This is a genomic window from Faecalicatena sp. Marseille-Q4148 (genome assembly GCA_018228665.1).
Classification (GTDB): Bacteria; Bacillota; Clostridia; order Lachnospirales; family Lachnospiraceae; genus UBA9414.
The window spans coordinates 2614971-2634744 of record CP073692.1 but is presented as its reverse complement, the minus strand read 5'-3'; the positions used below and the strand labels follow the sequence as shown (position 1 = coordinate 2634744).

Sequence of the window (19774 nt, the reverse complement as noted above, 5' to 3'; positions counted from 1 at the left end):
ACGGACATAATATTTCTGCTTTCCTTTCCGCGTCAAATAAGGTAGAATGTACTCAGGTGAGGAAATATGAATAAAAAAACATTAACAAAACTAGAATATTTTAAAATTATTGATATGCTGACAGAACTTGCCTCCTCCCCGGGCGGCAAGACACTGTGCCGTGAACTTTTACCGATGACAGATCTGGAAGAAATCCGGACTGCCCAGGAACAGACGGCAGCTGCATTTACAAGAATTATACGCAAAGGACGCATCTCTTTTGGCGGATGCACAATGATCGAAGATTCACTGAAACGTCTTGAAATCGGCGCTGCACTTGGATGCGGCGAATTGCTGCGGATCGGCAGACTCCTTGAGACCGCCAAACGTGCCAAATCTCTTGGCCGGCGGGATACTGTTGATGATGCGGCAGACTGCCTTGATATTTATTTCGAGAAGCTGGAACCTTTGACACCGCTTGCCATGTCGATTTCTTCCTGCATCATTGATGAAGATGAAATCAGCGATGATGCAAGCAGCACGCTGAAACAAATCCGAAGAAATATTAACCGGGTCAATGATAAGATTCATTCTACCCTCGTGCACCTTGTGAACGGTTCTATGAAGTCCTATCTTCAGGATAGTCTGATCACAATGCGTGGAGATCGTTACTGTATCCCGGTCAAAGCTGAATACAGAAGCCAGGTAAGCGGTATGATTCACGATCAGTCTTCTACAGGTTCTACTCTTTTTATCGAACCAATGGCTGTTGTCAACTTAAATAATGACTTAAAGGAACTCTATATAAAAGAGCAGGAAGAAATTGCTGTCATCCTGGCACGTCTCTCAGAAGAGGCTGGCGGATATGTGGAGGAACTGCGTCTTAACTATCGGATTTTGACTGACCTGGATTTTATTTTTGCCAGAGGGCAGCTTGCTGTTAATATGAATGCAAGCCTTCCTATTTTCAATGAAGAAGGACGTATTCATATCCGCGAAGGACGTCATCCGCTGCTTGATAAGAAAAAGGTTGTACCGATTACTGTGCGGCTTGGAGAAGATTTCGATCTTCTGATTGTTACCGGACCAAATACCGGCGGAAAAACAGTTTCCCTAAAGACAGTCGGATTATTTACACTAATGGGACAGTCAGGACTTCACATTCCGGCGCTGGCACGTTCTGAGCTTGCACTTTTTCATCAGATTTATGCAGACATTGGAGATGAACAAAGTATTGAGCAAAGTCTCAGTACATTTTCTTCCCATATGACAAATATCGTTTCCTTTTTGGGGGATGTGGATGAGCAGTCACTTGTTCTCTTTGATGAGCTGGGAGCCGGAACAGATCCGACAGAAGGAGCCGCATTGGCAACTGCAATTCTTTCCTATCTGCACAACCGGGGCATCCGCACAATGGCCACAACTCATTACAGCGAACTGAAAGTATACGCGCTTTCTACCCCTGGTGTAGAAAATGCCTGCTGTGAATTTGACGTTGCTACCCTTCGCCCAACCTATCATTTATTGATCGGTGTTCCGGGAAAGAGTAATGCCTTTGCAATTTCCAGCAGACTCGGTCTTCCTGACTATATTATCGAAGACGCCAGAAAACATTTGACAGAACAGGATGAATCTTTTGAAGATCTCCTGACGAATCTGGAAGACAGCCGCCGTACGATTGAGAAAGAACAGCAGGAAATTAACACCTACAAACGCGAAATCGAATCTCTGAAAATGCAGATGCAGACGAAACAAAAGAAACTGGACGAACAGCGCGAACGGATTCTGCGGGAGGCAAACGAAAAAGCCTCTGCTATTCTTCGGGAAGCGAAAGAAGTTGCAGATGAAACGATGAAGAATTTCCGCAAATTCGGCAAAGAGAATATTTCTGCGGCTGAAATGGAACGGGAGCGGGAACGTCTGCGCCAGAAGATTTCCAAAACGCAGTCGCCGCTTGCTATGAAAAAAGCAGCGCCTGCAAAGAAACATAAGCCGGAAGATTTCCGTCTGGGAGAAACTGTGAAAGTACTTAGCATGAATCTGACCGGAACGGTAAGCTCAAAACCTGACGCCAAAGGCAATCTCTTTGTCCAGATGGGAATTCTCCGTTCACAAGTTAATATCAGTGACCTGGAAATTATCGAAGACCAGAATGCATATCAGCCAAAAAAGAAATCCCATACTTCTACCGGTAAAGTAAAGATGGGCAAATCACTTTCTGTAAGACCGGAAATCAACCTTCTTGGGAAAACTGTTGACGAAGCTATTGCTGAACTTGACAAATATCTGGATGATGCCTACCTGGCTCACATTAATCCGGTCCGCATCGTACACGGCAAAGGAACCGGCGCGCTCAGATCCGGCGTACACCAGTATCTGAAACGCCAGAAACATGTAAAATCTTACCGGCTCGGCGCTTTTGGCGAAGGAGATGCCGGTGTTACCATTGTAGAATTTAAGCAGTAATTTTATAACACACTAGGAGGCAATTCATGGTAAACAAACAAAAAATTCTGATTGTGGACGATGATGAGAACATCGCCGAATTGATTTCTCTTTATCTGACAAAAGAATGTTTCGATACAAAAATGGTATATGACGGCGAAGATGCCCTTGTGGCATTCGATACCTACAAGCCGAATCTTGTTCTTTTGGATCTGATGCTGCCGGGCATCGACGGCTATCAAGTCTGTCGTGAGATCCGAAGCCGTTCTTCTGTACCAATCATCATGCTTTCCGCCAAAGGCGAAGTATTTGATAAGGTACTTGGACTCGAACTCGGTGCTGATGATTATATTATTAAACCATTCGATCCAAAGGAAATGGTTGCCCGCGTCCGAGCTGTACTTCGGCGCTATCAGCCGGCAAAGACCGAGATTCCAGAAGCAGATAAGGGCAAATGCGTTACTTATCCCGGGATTGAGATTAATCTCACAAACTACTCCGTTTATGTGGATGATAAAAATGTAGAAATGCCGCCAAAGGAACTGGAACTGCTCTACTTCCTTGCAGCTTCACCGAACCAGGTATTCACAAGGGAACAGCTTCTTGATCAGATCTGGGGCTATGAATATATCGGCGATACCCGAACGGTAGATGTTCACATCAAACGTCTTCGCGAAAAAATCAAAGATCATCCTACCTGGAAACTCAGTACCGTCTGGGGAATTGGCTACAAATTTGAGGTGAAATAAATGCGAAGTACCCTCTATTTAAAATTTGTCATCGTGTATATTATATTGGGATTTCTTACATTTTTTACAGTAGCGACACTGAACTCTGAGCTATTTGAACAATACCTTTTAAAAGAAGAATCCTCAAGACTCCACCGTCAGGCCGTTCTGTTGGCTGACGATTATCTCGTCAACTATTTTACAGATGACCTGACGCTGTATGATGTTCGCGTTCAGTTGGATGCCATGTCAGATTATATGGATGCTTCCGCATGGTTTGTTGATCCACAGGGTACTCTCCTGACATCATCATCTTACGAAAAAGCACCCTTGCCCCCACAGCAGATCAGAGACTTTGATCCGGCTGAATGCGGCAGCAGTTCTTACCTCCTGGGGAACTATCATGATTATTTCAGAGAATCTGTTATCACCGTGATTTCTCCTGTAACGCAGGGGTTTTCCACAAAAGGATATATTATTTTCCACAGTCCGGAATCTCTTGTCCTGAATATGAAGAATCATCTGATGCGCTATGTCTATATTACAGCGCTTGTAATTTATCTTCTGTCCTTTATCGTTCTTCTTGCAATACGGTTTCTTATTTATGAACCGCTTCGTATGATTGCAGAAGCCGCCAGACAATATGCTTCCGGAAATCTGGAGTACGATATCCCAATTACAACTCAGGACGAAATGGGATACTTATCTGCATCCCTTAATTATATGTCCAAGCAGCTCAAGGATGTGGAAGATTACCAAAAGAAATTTATTGCCAACGTTTCTCATGACTTTCGTTCCCCGCTAACATCCATTAAAGGCTATGTAGAAGCTATTGCAGATGGAACAATCCCTCCTGAACTTCAGGATAAATATTTAAAAATAATTTTATTTGAGACAGAACGTCTTACCGATCTGACGAAAGATCTTTTGACACTAAATGAATTTGACCGCAAAGAACTTCTTCTGGACAAAACTTCCTTTGATATTCATGAGGTAATCAAGACAACTGCCGAATCCTTTGAAGGGCGCTGTACAGAAAAAAAGATTGAAATCGAACTGCTCTTTGTCTCCCGCACCCTTTCTGTAACGGCTGACCGGAGCAAAATTCAGCAAGTTCTCTACAATCTTCTCGACAATGCTATCAAATTCAGTTCTCCGGAATCTATGATTACGATTGAAACAACAGAAAAGGGCGACAAAGTATTTGTCTCTGTCAAAGACCGCGGGATTGGAATTCCAAAAGAAAATATCCCAAAAGTGTGGGATCGTTTCTACAAATCAGATCTCTCGCGCGGCAAAGACAAAAAAGGCACAGGGCTCGGTCTCGCCATTGTCAAAGAAATCATTCAGGCCCATGGCGAGAATATCAATATCATCAGTACAGAGGGCGTAGGTACGGAATTTATCTTTTCTCTCACAAAATAAAACGGCATTTCTCAGAGTTTGTCTCTGTTTGAAATGCCGTTTCCTTTTCTTTTAATATAACATATTCTGGATACTTTTCTCCTCCAGATTATCCTTCGTTACCCATACATAGCTGCTGTCCACAGATGCTTCATTGGCTTCTCCGAGGATTGCTCTTGCTGCCGCAACTACAGTAGCATATCCCATCCCAAATGGATTCTGAAGAATCAGTCCATCTATTTTACCATCTTTCAGCGCAGTGATCAGTTTTTTACTTCCGTCAAATCCAATAATCTTCAAATCCTCTAAACCGAGTTCTTCTTTCGCCTGCAGAAGCAGTTCTGTCGTCTCCTCATTGCCGGCAGCACAGCCTGCCAAATCCGGATTCTTTTCTAAAATATATTTTACCATCTCCAGATCTGTCATTGGTTCTTCTGCAGCATCCGGTAAGTTTTCTTTCTCTGTTGTCTGTTCCTCTGTATCATCAGTTCCATTCGTATTTCCATTGACTGTTTCAGACACTGCTTCCTTACTTTCTGTTTCTTTGTTCTCTTCCTTCTTTGCTGCTTCCTGCTCTGCTTTTGCAATTTCCTTACTTCTCTCTTCGAGCTCATCTTCCCGATAAATATCAGCAATTTCTACTTCCGGATAACTTTCTTTTAAAGCTTCTACCATCCCTGTTTCACGCTCTTTCGATGAAGTAGACTTTGAGTCTTTCATAAACAATGCTACTTTTCCACTGCTATTAACCGCATCACCAAGCTTACTTCCTGCTGTTCTTCCTGCTTCCCGGTTATCTGTCCCAATCATAGAGACAACACCCTGATAATCTTTTCCCGAGTCAAACATAACAATCGGAATCTCATTATCTGCCACAAGATCAAACTGTACCTCAGACATATCTGCATCAATAATCGAAATTCCAATTGCAGACGGATTCCGCGATAATTCTTCATCAAGAATATTTACCTGCTGATCCACATCTTCATCCCCTGCAGGGCCGCTGTAAACAACCTTTACCTTATCTTCGCCCTTGTATCCCATCATCTTATTAATGTCTGCTGCCGCCTGTTTTGCGCCCTTTTCTACACTCTTCCAGAATTCGCCGCGGTCTGATTTACCGATTATTGAAATATAAGTTCCCGGTTCCAGTCTTAAATTGCTGATACTTCCGTAAGCGGTCGGCTTAAGCGCATCCAATTTCGGCTGATATTCCTGTTCTTCGTATTTTCCTATCTGCACTTTCTCCGTATCATCTGCTGCGCAGGCTGAGCAAAATATCGCTGCACACAAAATGCCGGATAACAGTTTCCATTTATGTTTCATGATCGTTTCCTCATTTTTCAAAAAATTACTATGTTCTTGACTTTAATACTATACACCAAATGTAACGCAAGTGCATAAAATTTTTCTTAAATTTTTCATAATTTATTATTTTATTAAGTACACGAAAGATTTACCTTGTATATTTTTTCATTTTGTATTAAAATGAAGCCATAAAATGTAAAGGAGGATACATACTATGGCACACGTAATTAGTGATGAATGTGTAAGCTGCGGAGCTTGCGAAGCAGAATGCCCAGTAGGAGCTATCAGCCAGGGCGCTGACCATTATGAAATCGATGCAGACGCTTGTGTAGACTGTGGTGCTTGTGCAGCACAGTGTCCTACAGGAGCTATCTCAGCTCAATAAGCCTACCATATACCATAAGGCGTCTTTCAGGACGTCAGCCGTATGTTGGCATCATAAAAATAGCGATATAGCATTTGAATATGTTATATCGCTATTTTTCTTTGTACAGATAAGCATTGTTAGACAGTTCCAAAGACTCTTCTCAGTCTGCGCACTGCTGCCGGTTTTGATGCTTCTTTTCGCATGGACTGCTGTTGACGTATGAGATGATCCAGCTTTTGAAAACGTTCTTCTTCCTGCCGTTCTTTTGTCTGCATCAGATAATCCATTTCCTTCATTACCTTTTCACTGACTGCCCGGCTTAACACTTCTTCCAGAATTTCATTATTTTCATTCATGGCATCCCGTACTACTTTTCCGAATAACTGCTGTATCTGTTCCGCATGCTCGTCCAATACTCCGACTAAAACTTCTTCTCTGGCATCAACTGAAATTTCCTGTTTCACATTCTTATTTGTATTTTCCGGTCTTTTTTCTCTCTCTTGTAATTCCTGCTTCGCTTTTAAAATTTCCGGGAGTATTTCTTTTAATTCTTTCAGCATTAAGCCCTGTGTTTTCAGCTCCTTAATGCATTGAAATAATCGTATATTTTCTTCTGTGTAATAGCGGTGTCCCATCGCGGTCCTTTCTATCGGAATCTCCAATTCCTCCTCCCAGTAACGCAGCACATGTGCTTCTACATCCACACGCTTTGCTGCCTCTGAAATCATATAATGGACTTCACCCATACTACATTCCCCCTTATAGTGATTCAGGCTTGTGATACAGCTGGTTAATATCTGTCAGATATTCCTCTTTCACATCACAAGAACAAAAAAATGCTTATGTACAGGTATTATCATACCATAACATAAGCATCTTCAACCAAAGTTTCGTCCGTCAAATTATGACAGAAATACTTCTGTTCTATTCTTCTCTCCGCTGAAGATTAGCGAATTTTGTATAATTCGGCAGCCATGCCAGATTTACAGTACCAATCGGACCATTTCTTTGTTTCGCAATAATTACTTCTGCCTCATTCGGGTGTTCGGTATCTTTATTATAATATTCATCCCGGTAGAGAAACATAACAACGTCTGCATCCTGCTCGATTGCTCCAGACTCTCGAAGATCTGACAGCATCGGTCTGTGATCCGGTCTTTGCTCTACTGCACGGCTCAACTGCGATAACGCGATCACCGGCACATTCAGTTCTCTTGCAACACCTTTCAATGATCTTGAAATCTCCGAGATCTCCTGTTGGCGGGATTCACTTCTTCCACCGACTCTTCCCGACATCAACTGCAGATAGTCGATGATAATCACAGAAAGATCATGTTCCAACTTATACTTTCGGCACTTAGATCGAAGTTCTGAAATAGAAATTCCCGGTGTATCATCAATGATCAAGTTCGATCTGCCTATTGTTCCCGCACTCTCGATCAGCTTTTCCCAATCGGAGTCCTTTAAATTTCCAGTTCTGAGCGCCTGAGAATCTACTTGAGATTCCAGTGCAAATAAACGGTTAACTAACTGCTCTTTCGACATTTCAAGACTGAAAATTGCAACGGTCTTATTTACCTTAAATGCCATATACTGTGCCAAATTCAACACAAAAGCTGTTTTCCCCATAGATGGTCGCGCAGCTAAAAGAATCAAATCCGATGGCTGCAGTCCTGATAGCTTATAATCAAGATCAATAAAGCCTGTAGGAATTCCCGTTACAGTCCCTTTATTCTTAGAAGCCTTCTCAATCCTCTCAAGTGTATTTAATACAACTTGCTGGATCGGAACAAAATCACCTGTATTCCGCTTCTGAACAAGTTCAAATACCTTCTTTTCCGTCTGTTCAAGCACAGCCTCCAGCGGCTCTTTCGCCAGATAACATGTATTGGCAATTTCCTCGTTCAACTTAATCAGCTTACGAAATGTTGCTTTCTCAGCAACAATCTCTGCATAATACTTTACATTAGCCGATGTCGGCACTGCCGTAATCAGGTCTCTCACAAATTCCAGACTGCTGACCTCCGGAGGAACATCTTTCTCTTTCAGCCGTTCTTGAAGCGTAACCAGATCTACCGGCTTCCCTTCATTAAACAACTCAATAATCGTGTCAAAAATAACACCATACGTTACCTGATAGAAATCTTCTCCACAGATAATCTCGCTCGCAGCCACGATTGCCTCGCGATCCATCAGCATCGCTCCGACTACAGACTGTTCTGCCTCGATACTGTGTGGAAGTACTCGTTTAATGAGCGCCTCATCCATTCTATCGTTCCTCCTAGGCTTCTGTTACAATCACTTTCAGCTTTGCTGTCACTTTAGCATGAAGTTTTACCGGAACTTCATGTGTTCCAAGCGTTTTGATCGCTTCTTTTAACTGAATCTTCTTTTTGTCGATTTCATATCCCATCTGCTCTTTTACAGCTGCTGCAATTTCTTTGCTTGATACAGAACCAAATGTCTTACCGCCCTCTCCGGTCTTAATCGCAAGCTTCACACTTCCTGCCTCGATATTCTTTCCAAGCTCCTGGGCTGCTTCTAGCTGTTCTTTTGCAATCTTCGCTTCATTTGATTTCTGAAGTTTCAGATCATTCAGATTTTTATTATTTGCTTCCAGTCCGAGTTTCTTCGGTAAGATAAAGTTTCTTGCGTATCCGTCATTTACATTAACAATCTCGCCTTTTTTCCCTAATGATTTTACGTCTTCTAATAAAATTACTTTCATTCTATAAATCTCCTTTTTCTATCATTTCATCAATTGTCATCTTCAGCTGCGTTACCGCTTCGCTGAGTCTTGTATGCGGGAACTGCGCCCCTGCAATATTCAAATGACCGCCTCCTCCGAGCCGTTCCATAATTACCTGGACATTCACCTCATCAATGGAACGGGCACTCAGATAAATCTTTCCATTATACTCAGTAAATACAAATGATGCTTTGATTCCGGCAATATTCAAAAGCTCGTTTGCCGCCTGTGCTCCCACGATCGTAGGACTGTCCAGATTCGTATTTGTTCCGATCGCAATCGCATAAACATCTCTGTACACTTCCGTTGACCGGACGATTTCTGCCTTCGCGCGATAGCTCTCCATGTCATCTCTGAATAATTTCCGAATATAAGTAATGTCTGCGCCTGCTCTTCTTAAAAACGCTGCCGCCTCAAATGTCCTTACCCCTGTCTTATTCATAAAATTATTCGTATCGATCATAATGCCGGCATACATGCTGTTCGCTTCCATTCTTGTAAGATCTACATCATCTACAATGTACTGCAGAATCTCTGCCACCATCTCACAGGCTGAAGAAGCATACGGTTCAATATAAGAGAGCACCGCATTCTCAATAATTCTGTCTCCCCTTCTATGATGATCCAATACAACGATTGTCTGTGCAAGTCTTAATAATTCTTCACACTCTGTCATCTCCGGTTTGTTTGTATCTACTACGACTGCCATTGTGCTTCCGTCCACAAACCTTCTGATCTCATCTGACGTAATAAATAAATCATCCGGATACGCTGAATTATTGGAGAAGAACTCATAAAGCGGACGCACTGACATTGTGATATCATTCAATACAATGTGAGCTTTCTTTCCAAGATTTGTTACCGCCCGATAAATACCGATAGCCGCACCAAAAGAGTCCACATCCGCAATCTTATGTCCCATCACAATTACTTTTTCTTTCGCCATAATAAACTCACGGAGCGCTTCTGCTTTCACGCGGGCTTTTACACGCGTATTTTTACTTGTCTGCTCACGCTTACCGCCATAATATGTGATGCCGTCGGAATCTTTCACAACCGCCTGATCTCCGCCTCTTGCAAGAGCAAGGTCGATAGATACGCGGGCATTATTATAGCTCTGAATATAAGTACTGCTGTTCAATCCCATACCAATACTTAATGTAGCCGGAACCTCATTGCCTACATTAACATTTTTCACATCTTCCATAATAGAAAAATGATCTTCCTTCATCTGTTCAAGCCCACTCTTCTTCAGAACAATAAAATACTTATCTTTCTCAAGCTTCTTTACAATTCCATCCACATTAGCCATATACTGGTTAATCTTACGGTCAATGAGCGCAAGAAGAAGTGACTGCCTTACCTCTTCGACACTCTCCATAACCTCATCAAAATTGTCAATATAAACAAGACCTGCGATCATCTTCTGCTCTTCAATTAAATCCCTGTATTTGTTGATCTCTGTCACATCTTTTAAATGCAGCGCAATAAAATAATCCTTGTGCTCCGGAAGTTCAACAACCTGCTCCGTCTCTGTAAAACCTTCTACAGAAACACGACACAGCTCTGCAATATAATCTCTGTCATTAAATGTCACTGCAAGCTCTTTCTTCTCATTGTCCGACTTAGGAAATACACCTTTATTCAATTCCTTAATATATTCCCTCATATACGAATCCTTACGCTTATATGGGCCTAGAATCTCCTCAAACTCCGAGTTCATCCAGATCAGTTTCCCATCATCAAGCAAAATCGCATACGGGACTGCCAGCTCTTTCAAAAGCCTGTTCTGCACAACACCGTATTGAGCCGCAAACTCAATCATATCTGTCAGAATCAGCGAGCGGTTATACAAGTACATAATACCGACGATCGCAGCATAGATCACAACAAAAACAGCCATCAGCCCTCCTGCCTTCCGATCCAGCCGGAAGATCCAGAAATTCATCGCGATCAGCAGTATCGTCATAAAAGCCGGCCACTGCATATACAGACGGAGCTGTCCTTTTAAACGAACTTTTTTATTCATATTACTACCTCTGGTTCATAATGTATTTTTTCTTCATGATATATTTGATTATTATATCACTTTTCCCTATATTTGAATAGTAGTTACCGGAAAAAGAGCTGAATTGAATCTCCACAAAGAAGCTCCCGCCTCCGGAACTTTCCGGCTGCGGGAGCTTCGTTATTATTATTTTTTATTCTTCATAACCATTTGGATTCTGTGACTGCCATCTCCAGGAATCTTCACACATCTCATCCAATCCGCGCTGTGCTTCCCAGCCCAGTTCTCTTTTGGCTTTGGAAGGATCTGCATAGCAAGTTGCAATATCGCCTTCACGGCGAGGTTTAATCTCATATGGAATCTCATGTCCACATGCTTTCTCCATTGCTTTTACCATCTGAAGAACAGAATATCCGTTTCCTGTTCCCAAGTTGTAGATGGAAACACCTTCTTTCGCTTCTAATTTCTTAATTGCCTTCACATGACCAAGTGCAAGGTCAACTACATGGATATAGTCTCTTACACCTGTTCCATCCGGAGTATCGTAATCATCTCCGAACACTCCAAGACATTTCAGTTTTCCTACTGCAACCTGTGTAATATACGGCATCAGATTGTTTGGAATTCCTTTTGGATTCTCTCCGATCTTACCGCTCTTATGTGCTCCGATTGGGTTAAAGTAACGAAGTAACACAACATTCCACTCAGCGTCTGCTGTATGAAGATCCGTCAGGATCTGTTCCAGCATAGACTTTGTCCATCCATATGGATTTGTACATACGCCTTTCGGACATTCTTCTGTAATCGGAATAAATGCCGGATCACCGTATACTGTTGCAGAAGAACTAAATACGATATTCTTTACGCCATGATTGCGCATAACATCACAGAGGATCAATGTACCTGTAATATTGTTATGGTAATATTCTAAAGGCTTCTGAACAGATTCTCCAACTGCTTTCAAACCTGCGAAATGGATTACAGATTCTACTTTTTCTGCTGCAAAGATTTTCTCAAGTGCATCTCTGTCAAGCAGATCTGCTTCGTAGAATTTTACAGTCTTTCCTGTAATCTCTTCTACTCTTTTTAAAGATTCTTCGCAAGAGTTGCATAAGTTATCAACTACAACAACTTCATATCCCTCGTTTAAAAGTTCGATACATGTGTGGCTTCCGATATAACCTGCACCGCCTGTTACTAAAATTGCCATTGGTTTTTCCTCCTTTAAATAAACAACTTATTTGCTGTATTTTTTAATAATTTCCTGCATTGTATCCCATTTTGCTTCCATATCTTCTACCAGTTTAAACTGTGTACGGCAACGGTCTAAGTTATGGTGTTCTCTGTGGATCTTGAAGTAATGATCTCCCTCCAGGTAATCTGTTAGGAATCTCATACCACATTCAAATGTCATTACTTTAGCGCCCATTGGCATCATTTCGATTTCCTTCTCTGTCAACTTTCCGCCGCATCCTTCGATATATCCTTTTGCGTAGAGATCGAATAAATCCATGTCACAGGATACTTTACTTAAATCCTGCTCATCCTCCGCTGCAGTGCTTGCACCAAAGCGAATAGAATCACCGAAGTCATTCATTGCAAGTCCCGGCATAACAGTATCAAGGTCGATCACACAGATACCTTTACCTGTCTTATTGTCGATCATAATATTGTTCAGTTTTGTATCATTATGTGTAACACGAAGCGGAAGTTCTCCCTTAGCAAGCATATCGCCGAATACGTTTGCAACATCTTCATGTGCAAGAACAAAGTTAATTTCATCCTGAACAGAAGCTGCACGTCCGCAAACATCTGCTTCTACTGCTTTTTTGAATACTTCAAAACGCGCTTTTGTATCATGGAAGCCTTTGATTGTCTCATGGAGTGTATCTGCCGGATAATCAGCCAAAAGTCTCTGGAAATTACCGAAAGAAACTGCGCTCTGATAGAAATCGTCCGGTTTCTCTACCTGATCATAACTTGTTGCATCTGTGATGAATTTGTAGCTTCTCCAGTAATCACCACAGGAGTCAACAAAATACGGCTTCTCGTCTACTGTAGGAATAATATTTAATGTTTCTCTTTCCGGATCACCATGATTCTCGATGATTCTTTCTCTCAGGTAAGAAGTTACATTTAAAATGTTCTCCATCAATTCCACTGGTTTTGTGAAGATATCTTTGTTCATTCTCTGAAGAATTACTTTTACTTCACCTTTTTCCGGCACATCAAATGTTAATAAAAATGTATCATTAATATGTCCGCTTCCATACGGCTGTTCTCCTGTCAGAACACCTTCAAATTTAAAATGCGCGATTGCTTCGTCTCTCTGTCCTCTTGTAACTTTTTCCATTTTTCCTATTCCTCCCAGAGTCTTTCAGGATAAAGACCTTCTTCTTTTAATTTTTTAATTGCTGCAACAACAACCGGTTTGTCTTCTTTGTATGTCACTCCATACCATTTATCTGCTGAAGTAAGAACAGAAACCGTTGCGCGTTCCTCTCCAAGCAGATCACTTACAACTGATGGAAGGAAATATTCGCATTTCATCGGATTCTCTTTCAGACCTTTTTCAAGGAATGCCGGGAATCCTTCTTTAATTTCATCCAGAATACTTCTTGTGAATCCCCACATATTCATAGAAACAACTGTCTCACCCGGAACTTCTGTCCATGTAGCGCCGTCATCTTCTGTAAATGCAATGCCGCCGTTTCTCTTCTCAATTCTTGTTCTCTCTTCAATCTTAACAAGCTCGCCTGCTTCATTCATCGTACAAATGCCGCGTGCCACATGTCCATTATCCGTTACTGTATTTTCAAGTTTGTATCCTACCATAGTATAGCGGTATTTCTCATCGTCTTCATGTGTAGAAAGGTAATCGTAAATCTGTTTAAAAGCTTCTGATCCATAGTAATCATCTGCGTTAATTACTGCAAATGGTCCGTCTACCACATCAATCGCACTTAATACTGCATGTGCTGTTCCCCACGGTTTTACACGTCCTTCCGGAACTTCAAATCCTTCCGGAATATTAGCCATATCCTGGTATGCATAGGAAACATCCATCAGCTTCTCCATACGTTTTCCTACTGCTTCTTTGAAATTATCCTCATCCTGTTTCTTAATAATGAAAACAACTTTCTCAAATCCTGCTCTTTTTGCATCAAAGATTGAGAAATCCATAATGATATGTCCCTGCTCATCAATCGGATCAATCTGTTTCAGTCCACCATAACGGCTGCCCATTCCTGCTGCCATGATTACTAATACTGGTTTTTTCATCTTTTATTCCTCCTAAAATCCTTTCTTGATTTTTCTTTTTTCAGTCAATCAGTCTTAAATCTGTTATCTTTATGGTATTACAATTGATATGAAATGTATTTGTATTATCAGTTTTTAGTTTTGTACTATCTGCATTTTTCTTTTGCTTTTCTTCTTAAAAGCGTGTATACTGATACTAGTATTTTAGAAAGCGCAGAAAGGAGCAGATGCATGGGTTATCAATCTGTAACTCTGGACGAGACAATTCATATTGATGCAATCTACACGATCCACTATTTTGAATATATGAATACATTTGCCTTTACAGGAGAACGGCATGATTTCTGGGAATTCTGTTATGCAGACAAGGGAGAAGTCGGCATTACCGTAGAAAACAACTATACCGTCATCAAGAAAGGGGATATCGTGTTCCATGAACCGAATGAATTCCACAATGTTACTGCAACCGGCGCTTCCGCACCAAATCTTGTGGTCATCTCTTTTCGCTGCAGCAGCCCTGCCATGGATTTTTTCCGCAAAAAACTTCTGCATATCGATGAGATTGAGCGGACTCTTCTCGCTAATATCATCGTTGAAGCCAGAAATTGTTTTGAGGGCCGGCTTGATGATCCTTACCAGACCGTCATGAAGAAATGCTCCTCACCGCTTCTTGGCTCAGAACAGCTAATCCGAATCTACCTTGAACAGTTTTTACTGCATATTTCCAGGCGATACTTGAATGGTCCGGTCATCACAAGTCAGATTCCGAAGGCAACAAAGAGCCGCAGTGATAACGAGATCTTCCATCATGTTGTTGATTATCTGGAAAAGCATCTAAACACTCATGTGACAATCGAGCAGATCTGCCGAGACACTCTGATCGGACGCTCCCAGCTCCAGAAGATCTTTAAGGAACGCAGCGGTCTTGGCATCATCGAGTACTTCTCACATATGAAAATTGACGCTGCCAAAGAAATGATTCGCATGAACCATCTGAATTTTACACAAATTTCCGAGAAGCTTGGTTATACTTCCATACACTATTTTTCACGGCAGTTTAAAAAAATCACCGGAATGACGCCTTCTGAATATGCATCCTCGATCAAGGCGCTGTCAAATGGATCTTTTGAGGCATAATACGGAATCATCTGCCGATATAATTTCCTATTCCATAACTAAAATACAGGAAAGAAGCTGTTCAAACGACTTCCTTCCTGTATAAAAATGATCTTATTTCTGCTCTTTTCTAACGGATATCATACGCTGTCAGAAGCTGTAACTTTTCCAGATCTTCTTTCCGGATCTGATATAATTCTCCGTTCTTTGTAATATCGGATTTTCTAATCTCAATAATCTTTTCTTCTCCCTTTGAAAGATCGAAGCAATTATCGCTTGCAACAAAGTCAAATTCTTCCGCATCAACGAAAACATATTTTGCATAATTCTCTGTGTGGAAAGAAAGTTCATATCTGTCTTCCAATTCTTTTACAGAATATGTAAGCTCCGGATTCTGAAAGCCAAAATGTTTTGACCGACAGAACAGCAATGTGTTTCTGCTGATCTCCTCGTCTCCGCGATATAAGATGTACTCTAAATACTGTGTTCTCAGCTCTTTCTTCTGTTCCAGAACTTTGCTGTAGTCAGCAGCTGCACATTCTGTTGCAGACAATTCTACTGCGTTACATTCTGCACTGTGTTCTTCCAGAATAGTTCCTTTATGATTCCGAAGTCTCCAGACGATTTTTGCCGAAACATCTTCTCTTGTCTCATTGCAGACTACAAATCTCACATGACCTTTTTCTTCCAGTGCACAAAGCAGCAGCGGCGCATAGAATTTCTTCGCATAGTAGTGCAAAGGTTTCCAACGATGATAATAATCAAGACTTGACCAGCTTGCAACCGGCCAACAGTCATTCACCTGCCAGTATAAAGAACCCATGCATCGTCCGCGATTGCTTCTCCAATGCTCTACTCCGTACCGGATCGCTTCCGCCTGAAGGATCTGAGACACATAGAGCAATGTCGAAAATTTTGACGGATATAAGAAGTTTGCTGACAGATAATATAAAATCAGTCCATTTGCCCCACCATTTTTCTGATGGTTCTCCATAACAGGAGAGAAAATATTTTTATCTTTCTCTTCTGCAAAACTGTTGATCGTCTTCATAGACGGGAAGGACTGAAATCCAAATTCTGAACAGAATCTAAAATAATATTTCCGGTATTCTGTGAAATGCTTCAGTCTGTGCCATACTTCCCAGTAATGTACGTCTCCTCTGTTCTGATCATTCGGGTCATCAAAGCTTCCACCTGAGGACGGTGATGCCAGCCAGTAAAATCTATCCGGATCAATTTCTTTTACTGTATTTGGCAGAATCCACTCAAATAATTTGAGATAATCTGCTTTGTCTGACAGTTTATTTCCAAATCCCATATCCCAGCCGGACCAGCCCCACTCCAGCTCATTATTTCCACACCACAGTGCAATGCTGGCATGATGACGTAGTCTCCTTACGTTGTCTCTTGTCTCTGCAATGACATTCTGTACAAAATCATCGTGAAGTCGGTACACTCCGCACGCAAAGAGAAGATCCTGCCATACGATCAGTCCGTATTCATCACAGAGATCATAGAAATAATCTTCACAGAAATACCCGCCGCCCCACACACGAATACAGTTGTAGTTGGCTTTTACACACTGCTCAATCAGCTTTCTGGAGCGCTCCTTGCTGCACCGCGGATATATACTGTCCTCCGGAATATAGTTTGCTCCCATCGCAAATATAGACACACCGTTCACACAGAATTCAAAGCTTTCTCCCCACTGATCCTTTTCCTTACGCACAGTCAGCGTCCGAAGACCGATTCTCTTTTTCTGTTCTTCCAGAAGAACATCTCCGCATCTTAACACGAACTTCACTTCGTATAACGGCTGCTCTCCAAAACCGTTGCACCACCATAATTCCGGTTTCTCTACCACGATGTCATAGGAGCCTGTTTCCTTAGCCTGACCGCCAATATTGCCTACGACTGTTCCATCCGGCGCTGTCACTGAAATTTCCAGTTCAACATCTTTAGCCGGAACAAATTTTTCCACATCAATATCGAACTGAAGTGTCACCGATTCCTCTTCATGTCTCTGTCGAATATAAATATCGGAGATTTTTGCATCCTCATAGGAAACGATGCTGATCGCTCTCCAGATTCCCATATCTGGAAGCTTCGGCCCCCAGTCCCATCCATATGTCGAATGTGCTTTCCGCACGAGACTGAAGCCATCTACTGTATCCGATGTCGTATAATAAGGTTCCTTTGTATGCTGGCTAAGCGCATATTCAATATTAGAATGGAAATAAATCCTAATATGATTTTCTCCCTCTGTCAGCAAAGCTTTCACATCAAATTCATATGTACGGTGCATATCATTGACAAACATGACTTTTTGATCATTGATATAAATATCTGCCGCCGTATCGATTCCCTCGCATCTTAACAGCACCTGATCTTCATTTAACATCTCATCACTTACCAGGAACGTATTAGTAAACTCATAATCCTTCTTCAGCACTTCATACGTTTCCCATTCATTTTCCCCATAATAAGAATCTGCAATCACATGGTTTTCATATAATACTGCTGCAACTGTAGCCGGCACGTCTGAATAAAAGCATTCCTTCTGATCGACGCATCGAATACACCAGTTTTGATTCAAATCTATTTTCTTCATAGCACACCTCTTATCCTTTGACAGCTCCTGATGTCATGCCTTCAATAATTCTCTTATTCATTATCACATAAATAATAATGATTGGCAACATTGCCATAATCAGTCCTGCCATCTGAACTGTATAGTCTTTGGAATATTGCCCATTAAAGTTCAAAAGCCCAAGCGAGATTGTTTTTAACTCATCACTTTTGATCAAAACTAAAGAGAACGGGAACTCATTCCATCCGTCCAGGAAACTTAAAATTCCGATCGTTGTTAATGTAGGTTTACAGACTGGAAAAACAATTTTGAACATCGTATTGAAGAAATTACTTCCGTCAATATATGCTGCTTCTTCTAACTCTTTCGGAATCGTTCTAATAAAGCCTTCCATCAGGAAAATCGCAAACGGAAGTCCAAGCGCCACATAAGGAATGATTAAGGTTAATCTGTTATCAAATAATCCAAAGTTTTTGTACTGGATAAATACAGGCACTAAAAGTGCGTGAACTGGAACGAGCATTCCAAATAAGAATGTCATATAAATGATCTTTCGTCCACGGAACTGATAGCGCGCAATAAAATATGCCACAATAAATGCGAAGAAAATGATCAGTGCTGCGGAAACAACGGCATTAAACAAACTGTTCAAAGAATACAGACCGATATTTCCCATTTTAAAGGCTTTCACATAATTCTCCCAATGAATTTCTGTTGGCAGAGCCAGAATATTTCTGTTAAACTCCGGGTTTGATTTTACTGAAGAATAAAGCATCCAGATGATCGGATAAATACAAGTAATAGAAAAACACATTACAAGCACATTGATCAAAATACTTTTTATTTTTCTAAATCCACATTTTGTCTTTCCCATGTCAGGTTAATCCTCCTTTCTCGCAAATAAAAGTCTTGTAATTCCAACAAGAATAAGGCTGATAATAAGAATTGCAATTGATATCGCACTTCCGTATCCGATTTCATTCATAGCAAATGAGCGCTTATATGCATACAACGCCATTACCATAGAGCTGTTTCCCGGACCACCATTTGTCATAACCTGAATATGTGAAAAAACTTTCATATTTCCTGAAATACACATCATAAGAGATGCCATCAATGTCGGCTTGATTAATGGAAGTGTAATGTAAAACAACTTCTTCCATCCTACTGCCCCATCAATCTCCGCAACTTCAAAAACTTCATTATCTACATTTGCAATTCCAGAACTGATAATTACCATATACAGTCCAATAAATTGCCAGATCAACGGCGCAATCAAAGAATACAGCACTCGCTTCGGATCGTCCAGATATGGGAAGATCAGATTCTCAAGCCCCACAGCTTTCAAAATCGCATTTAAAAATCCATAATCTTTATTGTACATCAACGTCCACACAAAGCCTACAACAACTGCAGAAAGCAGTACCGGGAAAAAGATAACTGTTCTGTGGAACGTTTTAAATTTTAACACTCTTGATGTCATGAGTGTGGCTAATATCAGCGCAACTCCGATCTGTCCAATCACACTGATCACAACAATAATCAAGTTATTTTTCAGCGCAAGCCAAAATACTTCATCGTGAAGTAGCGTTTCATAATTTCCGAGTCCTATAAATTCCTTCGGTCCCCCTGACCATTCATAAAAGCTATATCGAAATGCCCCTACGATCGGCATTAAAATAGCAAATACAAACCAAATAATAATTGGTGCCAACATTAAAACAAAATATTTCTTTTGGGGATACATCAATTTATTGGTATGCACAACGATTCCCTCCTTATAAAGTAAACGGGAATTTTAATCTGCATCAAAATTCCC

At 41.2% G+C, this 19774-nt stretch carries 16 protein-coding genes; 5 read left to right on the top strand and 11 right to left on the bottom strand.

Annotated features, from left to right (window positions below):
* Positions 1–66: 66 nt before the first annotated feature.
* From KFE17_12620 to KFE17_12610, 3 genes are read left to right on the top strand one after another with little or no spacing between them, the layout of a single operon-like run.
* The gene (locus KFE17_12620; protein QUO31671.1) at positions 67–2445 is read left to right on the top strand and encodes an endonuclease MutS2; all 2379 of its coding nucleotides are present in this window, start codon (positions 67–69) and stop codon (positions 2443–2445) included.
* A 26-nt stretch (positions 2446–2471) separates the two neighbouring features.
* Positions 2472–3173 carry a response regulator transcription factor gene (locus tag KFE17_12615; protein QUO31670.1) on the top strand — a complete coding sequence of 234 codons (702 nt, stop codon included), beginning with the start codon at positions 2472–2474 and terminating at the stop codon, positions 3171–3173.
* Positions 3174–4577 (top strand): HAMP domain-containing protein, encoded by a 1404-nt coding sequence (locus tag KFE17_12610; GenBank protein ID QUO31669.1) that lies wholly within the window; start codon positions 3174–3176, stop codon positions 4575–4577.
* A gap of 51 nt (positions 4578–4628) precedes the next feature.
* On the opposite strand, the gene KFE17_12605 is transcribed toward KFE17_12610, so the two are convergent.
* A complete protein-coding gene (locus KFE17_12605) occupies positions 4629–5882 on the bottom strand; it encodes a substrate-binding domain-containing protein (protein QUO31668.1) in 1254 nt (417 codons plus the stop codon).
* A 196-nt stretch (positions 5883–6078) separates the two neighbouring features.
* On the opposite strand from KFE17_12605, the gene KFE17_12600 reads away from it, so the two are divergent.
* Complete coding sequence (locus KFE17_12600; GenBank protein ID QUO31667.1) at positions 6079–6249, top strand: 4Fe-4S binding protein; 171 nt, start codon at positions 6079–6081, stop codon at positions 6247–6249.
* A 119-nt stretch (positions 6250–6368) separates the two neighbouring features.
* Here KFE17_12600 and KFE17_12595 read toward each other — a convergent pair whose 3' ends face one another.
* The 7 genes from KFE17_12595 to KFE17_12565 form a co-directional block, all read right to left on the bottom strand.
* Positions 6369–6977 (bottom strand): MerR family transcriptional regulator, encoded by a 609-nt coding sequence (locus KFE17_12595; GenBank protein ID QUO31666.1) that lies wholly within the window; start codon positions 6975–6977, stop codon positions 6369–6371.
* 178 nt (positions 6978–7155) lie between these two features.
* Positions 7156–8499: a replicative DNA helicase gene (gene dnaB / locus KFE17_12590; protein ID QUO31665.1), complete on the bottom strand. Its 1344-nt coding sequence runs from the start codon at positions 8497–8499 to the stop codon at positions 7156–7158.
* A 13-nt stretch (positions 8500–8512) separates the two neighbouring features.
* On the bottom strand, positions 8513–8959 hold the full coding sequence (gene rplI, locus KFE17_12585) for a 50S ribosomal protein L9 (GenBank protein QUO31664.1): 447 nt from the start codon (positions 8957–8959) through the stop codon (positions 8513–8515).
* Position 8960: 1 nt separating this feature from the next.
* Complete coding sequence (locus tag KFE17_12580) at positions 8961–11009, bottom strand: DHH family phosphoesterase (GenBank protein ID QUO31663.1); 2049 nt, start codon at positions 11007–11009, stop codon at positions 8961–8963.
* A gap of 172 nt (positions 11010–11181) precedes the next feature.
* Positions 11182–12198 (bottom strand): UDP-glucose 4-epimerase GalE, encoded by a 1017-nt coding sequence (gene galE, locus KFE17_12575; protein QUO31662.1) that lies wholly within the window; start codon positions 12196–12198, stop codon positions 11182–11184.
* Positions 12199–12225: 27 nt separating this feature from the next.
* A complete protein-coding gene (locus KFE17_12570) occupies positions 12226–13341 on the bottom strand; it encodes an aminoglycoside phosphotransferase family protein (protein ID QUO31661.1) in 1116 nt (371 codons plus the stop codon).
* Positions 13342–13346: 5 nt separating this feature from the next.
* Positions 13347–14270 (bottom strand): nucleotidyltransferase, encoded by a 924-nt coding sequence (locus KFE17_12565; protein ID QUO31660.1) that lies wholly within the window; start codon positions 14268–14270, stop codon positions 13347–13349.
* A gap of 210 nt (positions 14271–14480) precedes the next feature.
* On the opposite strand from KFE17_12565, the gene KFE17_12560 reads away from it, so the two are divergent.
* Entirely contained in the window at positions 14481–15386 is a 906-nt protein-coding gene (locus KFE17_12560) for a helix-turn-helix transcriptional regulator (protein ID QUO31659.1), read from the top strand.
* A 109-nt stretch (positions 15387–15495) separates the two neighbouring features.
* Here KFE17_12560 and KFE17_12555 read toward each other — a convergent pair whose 3' ends face one another.
* From KFE17_12555 to KFE17_12545, 3 genes are read right to left on the bottom strand one after another with little or no spacing between them, the layout of a single operon-like run.
* Complete coding sequence (locus KFE17_12555; protein QUO31658.1) at positions 15496–17976, bottom strand: glycoside hydrolase family 2 protein; 2481 nt, start codon at positions 17974–17976, stop codon at positions 15496–15498.
* Between the two features lie 10 nt (positions 17977–17986).
* Positions 17987–18829, bottom strand: a complete 843-nt coding sequence (locus KFE17_12550) for a carbohydrate ABC transporter permease (GenBank protein QUO31657.1) — start codon at positions 18827–18829, stop codon at positions 17987–17989.
* 6 nt (positions 18830–18835) lie between these two features.
* A complete protein-coding gene (locus KFE17_12545; GenBank protein ID QUO33714.1) occupies positions 18836–19702 on the bottom strand; it encodes a sugar ABC transporter permease in 867 nt (288 codons plus the stop codon).
* Positions 19703–19774 lie beyond the last annotated feature (72 nt).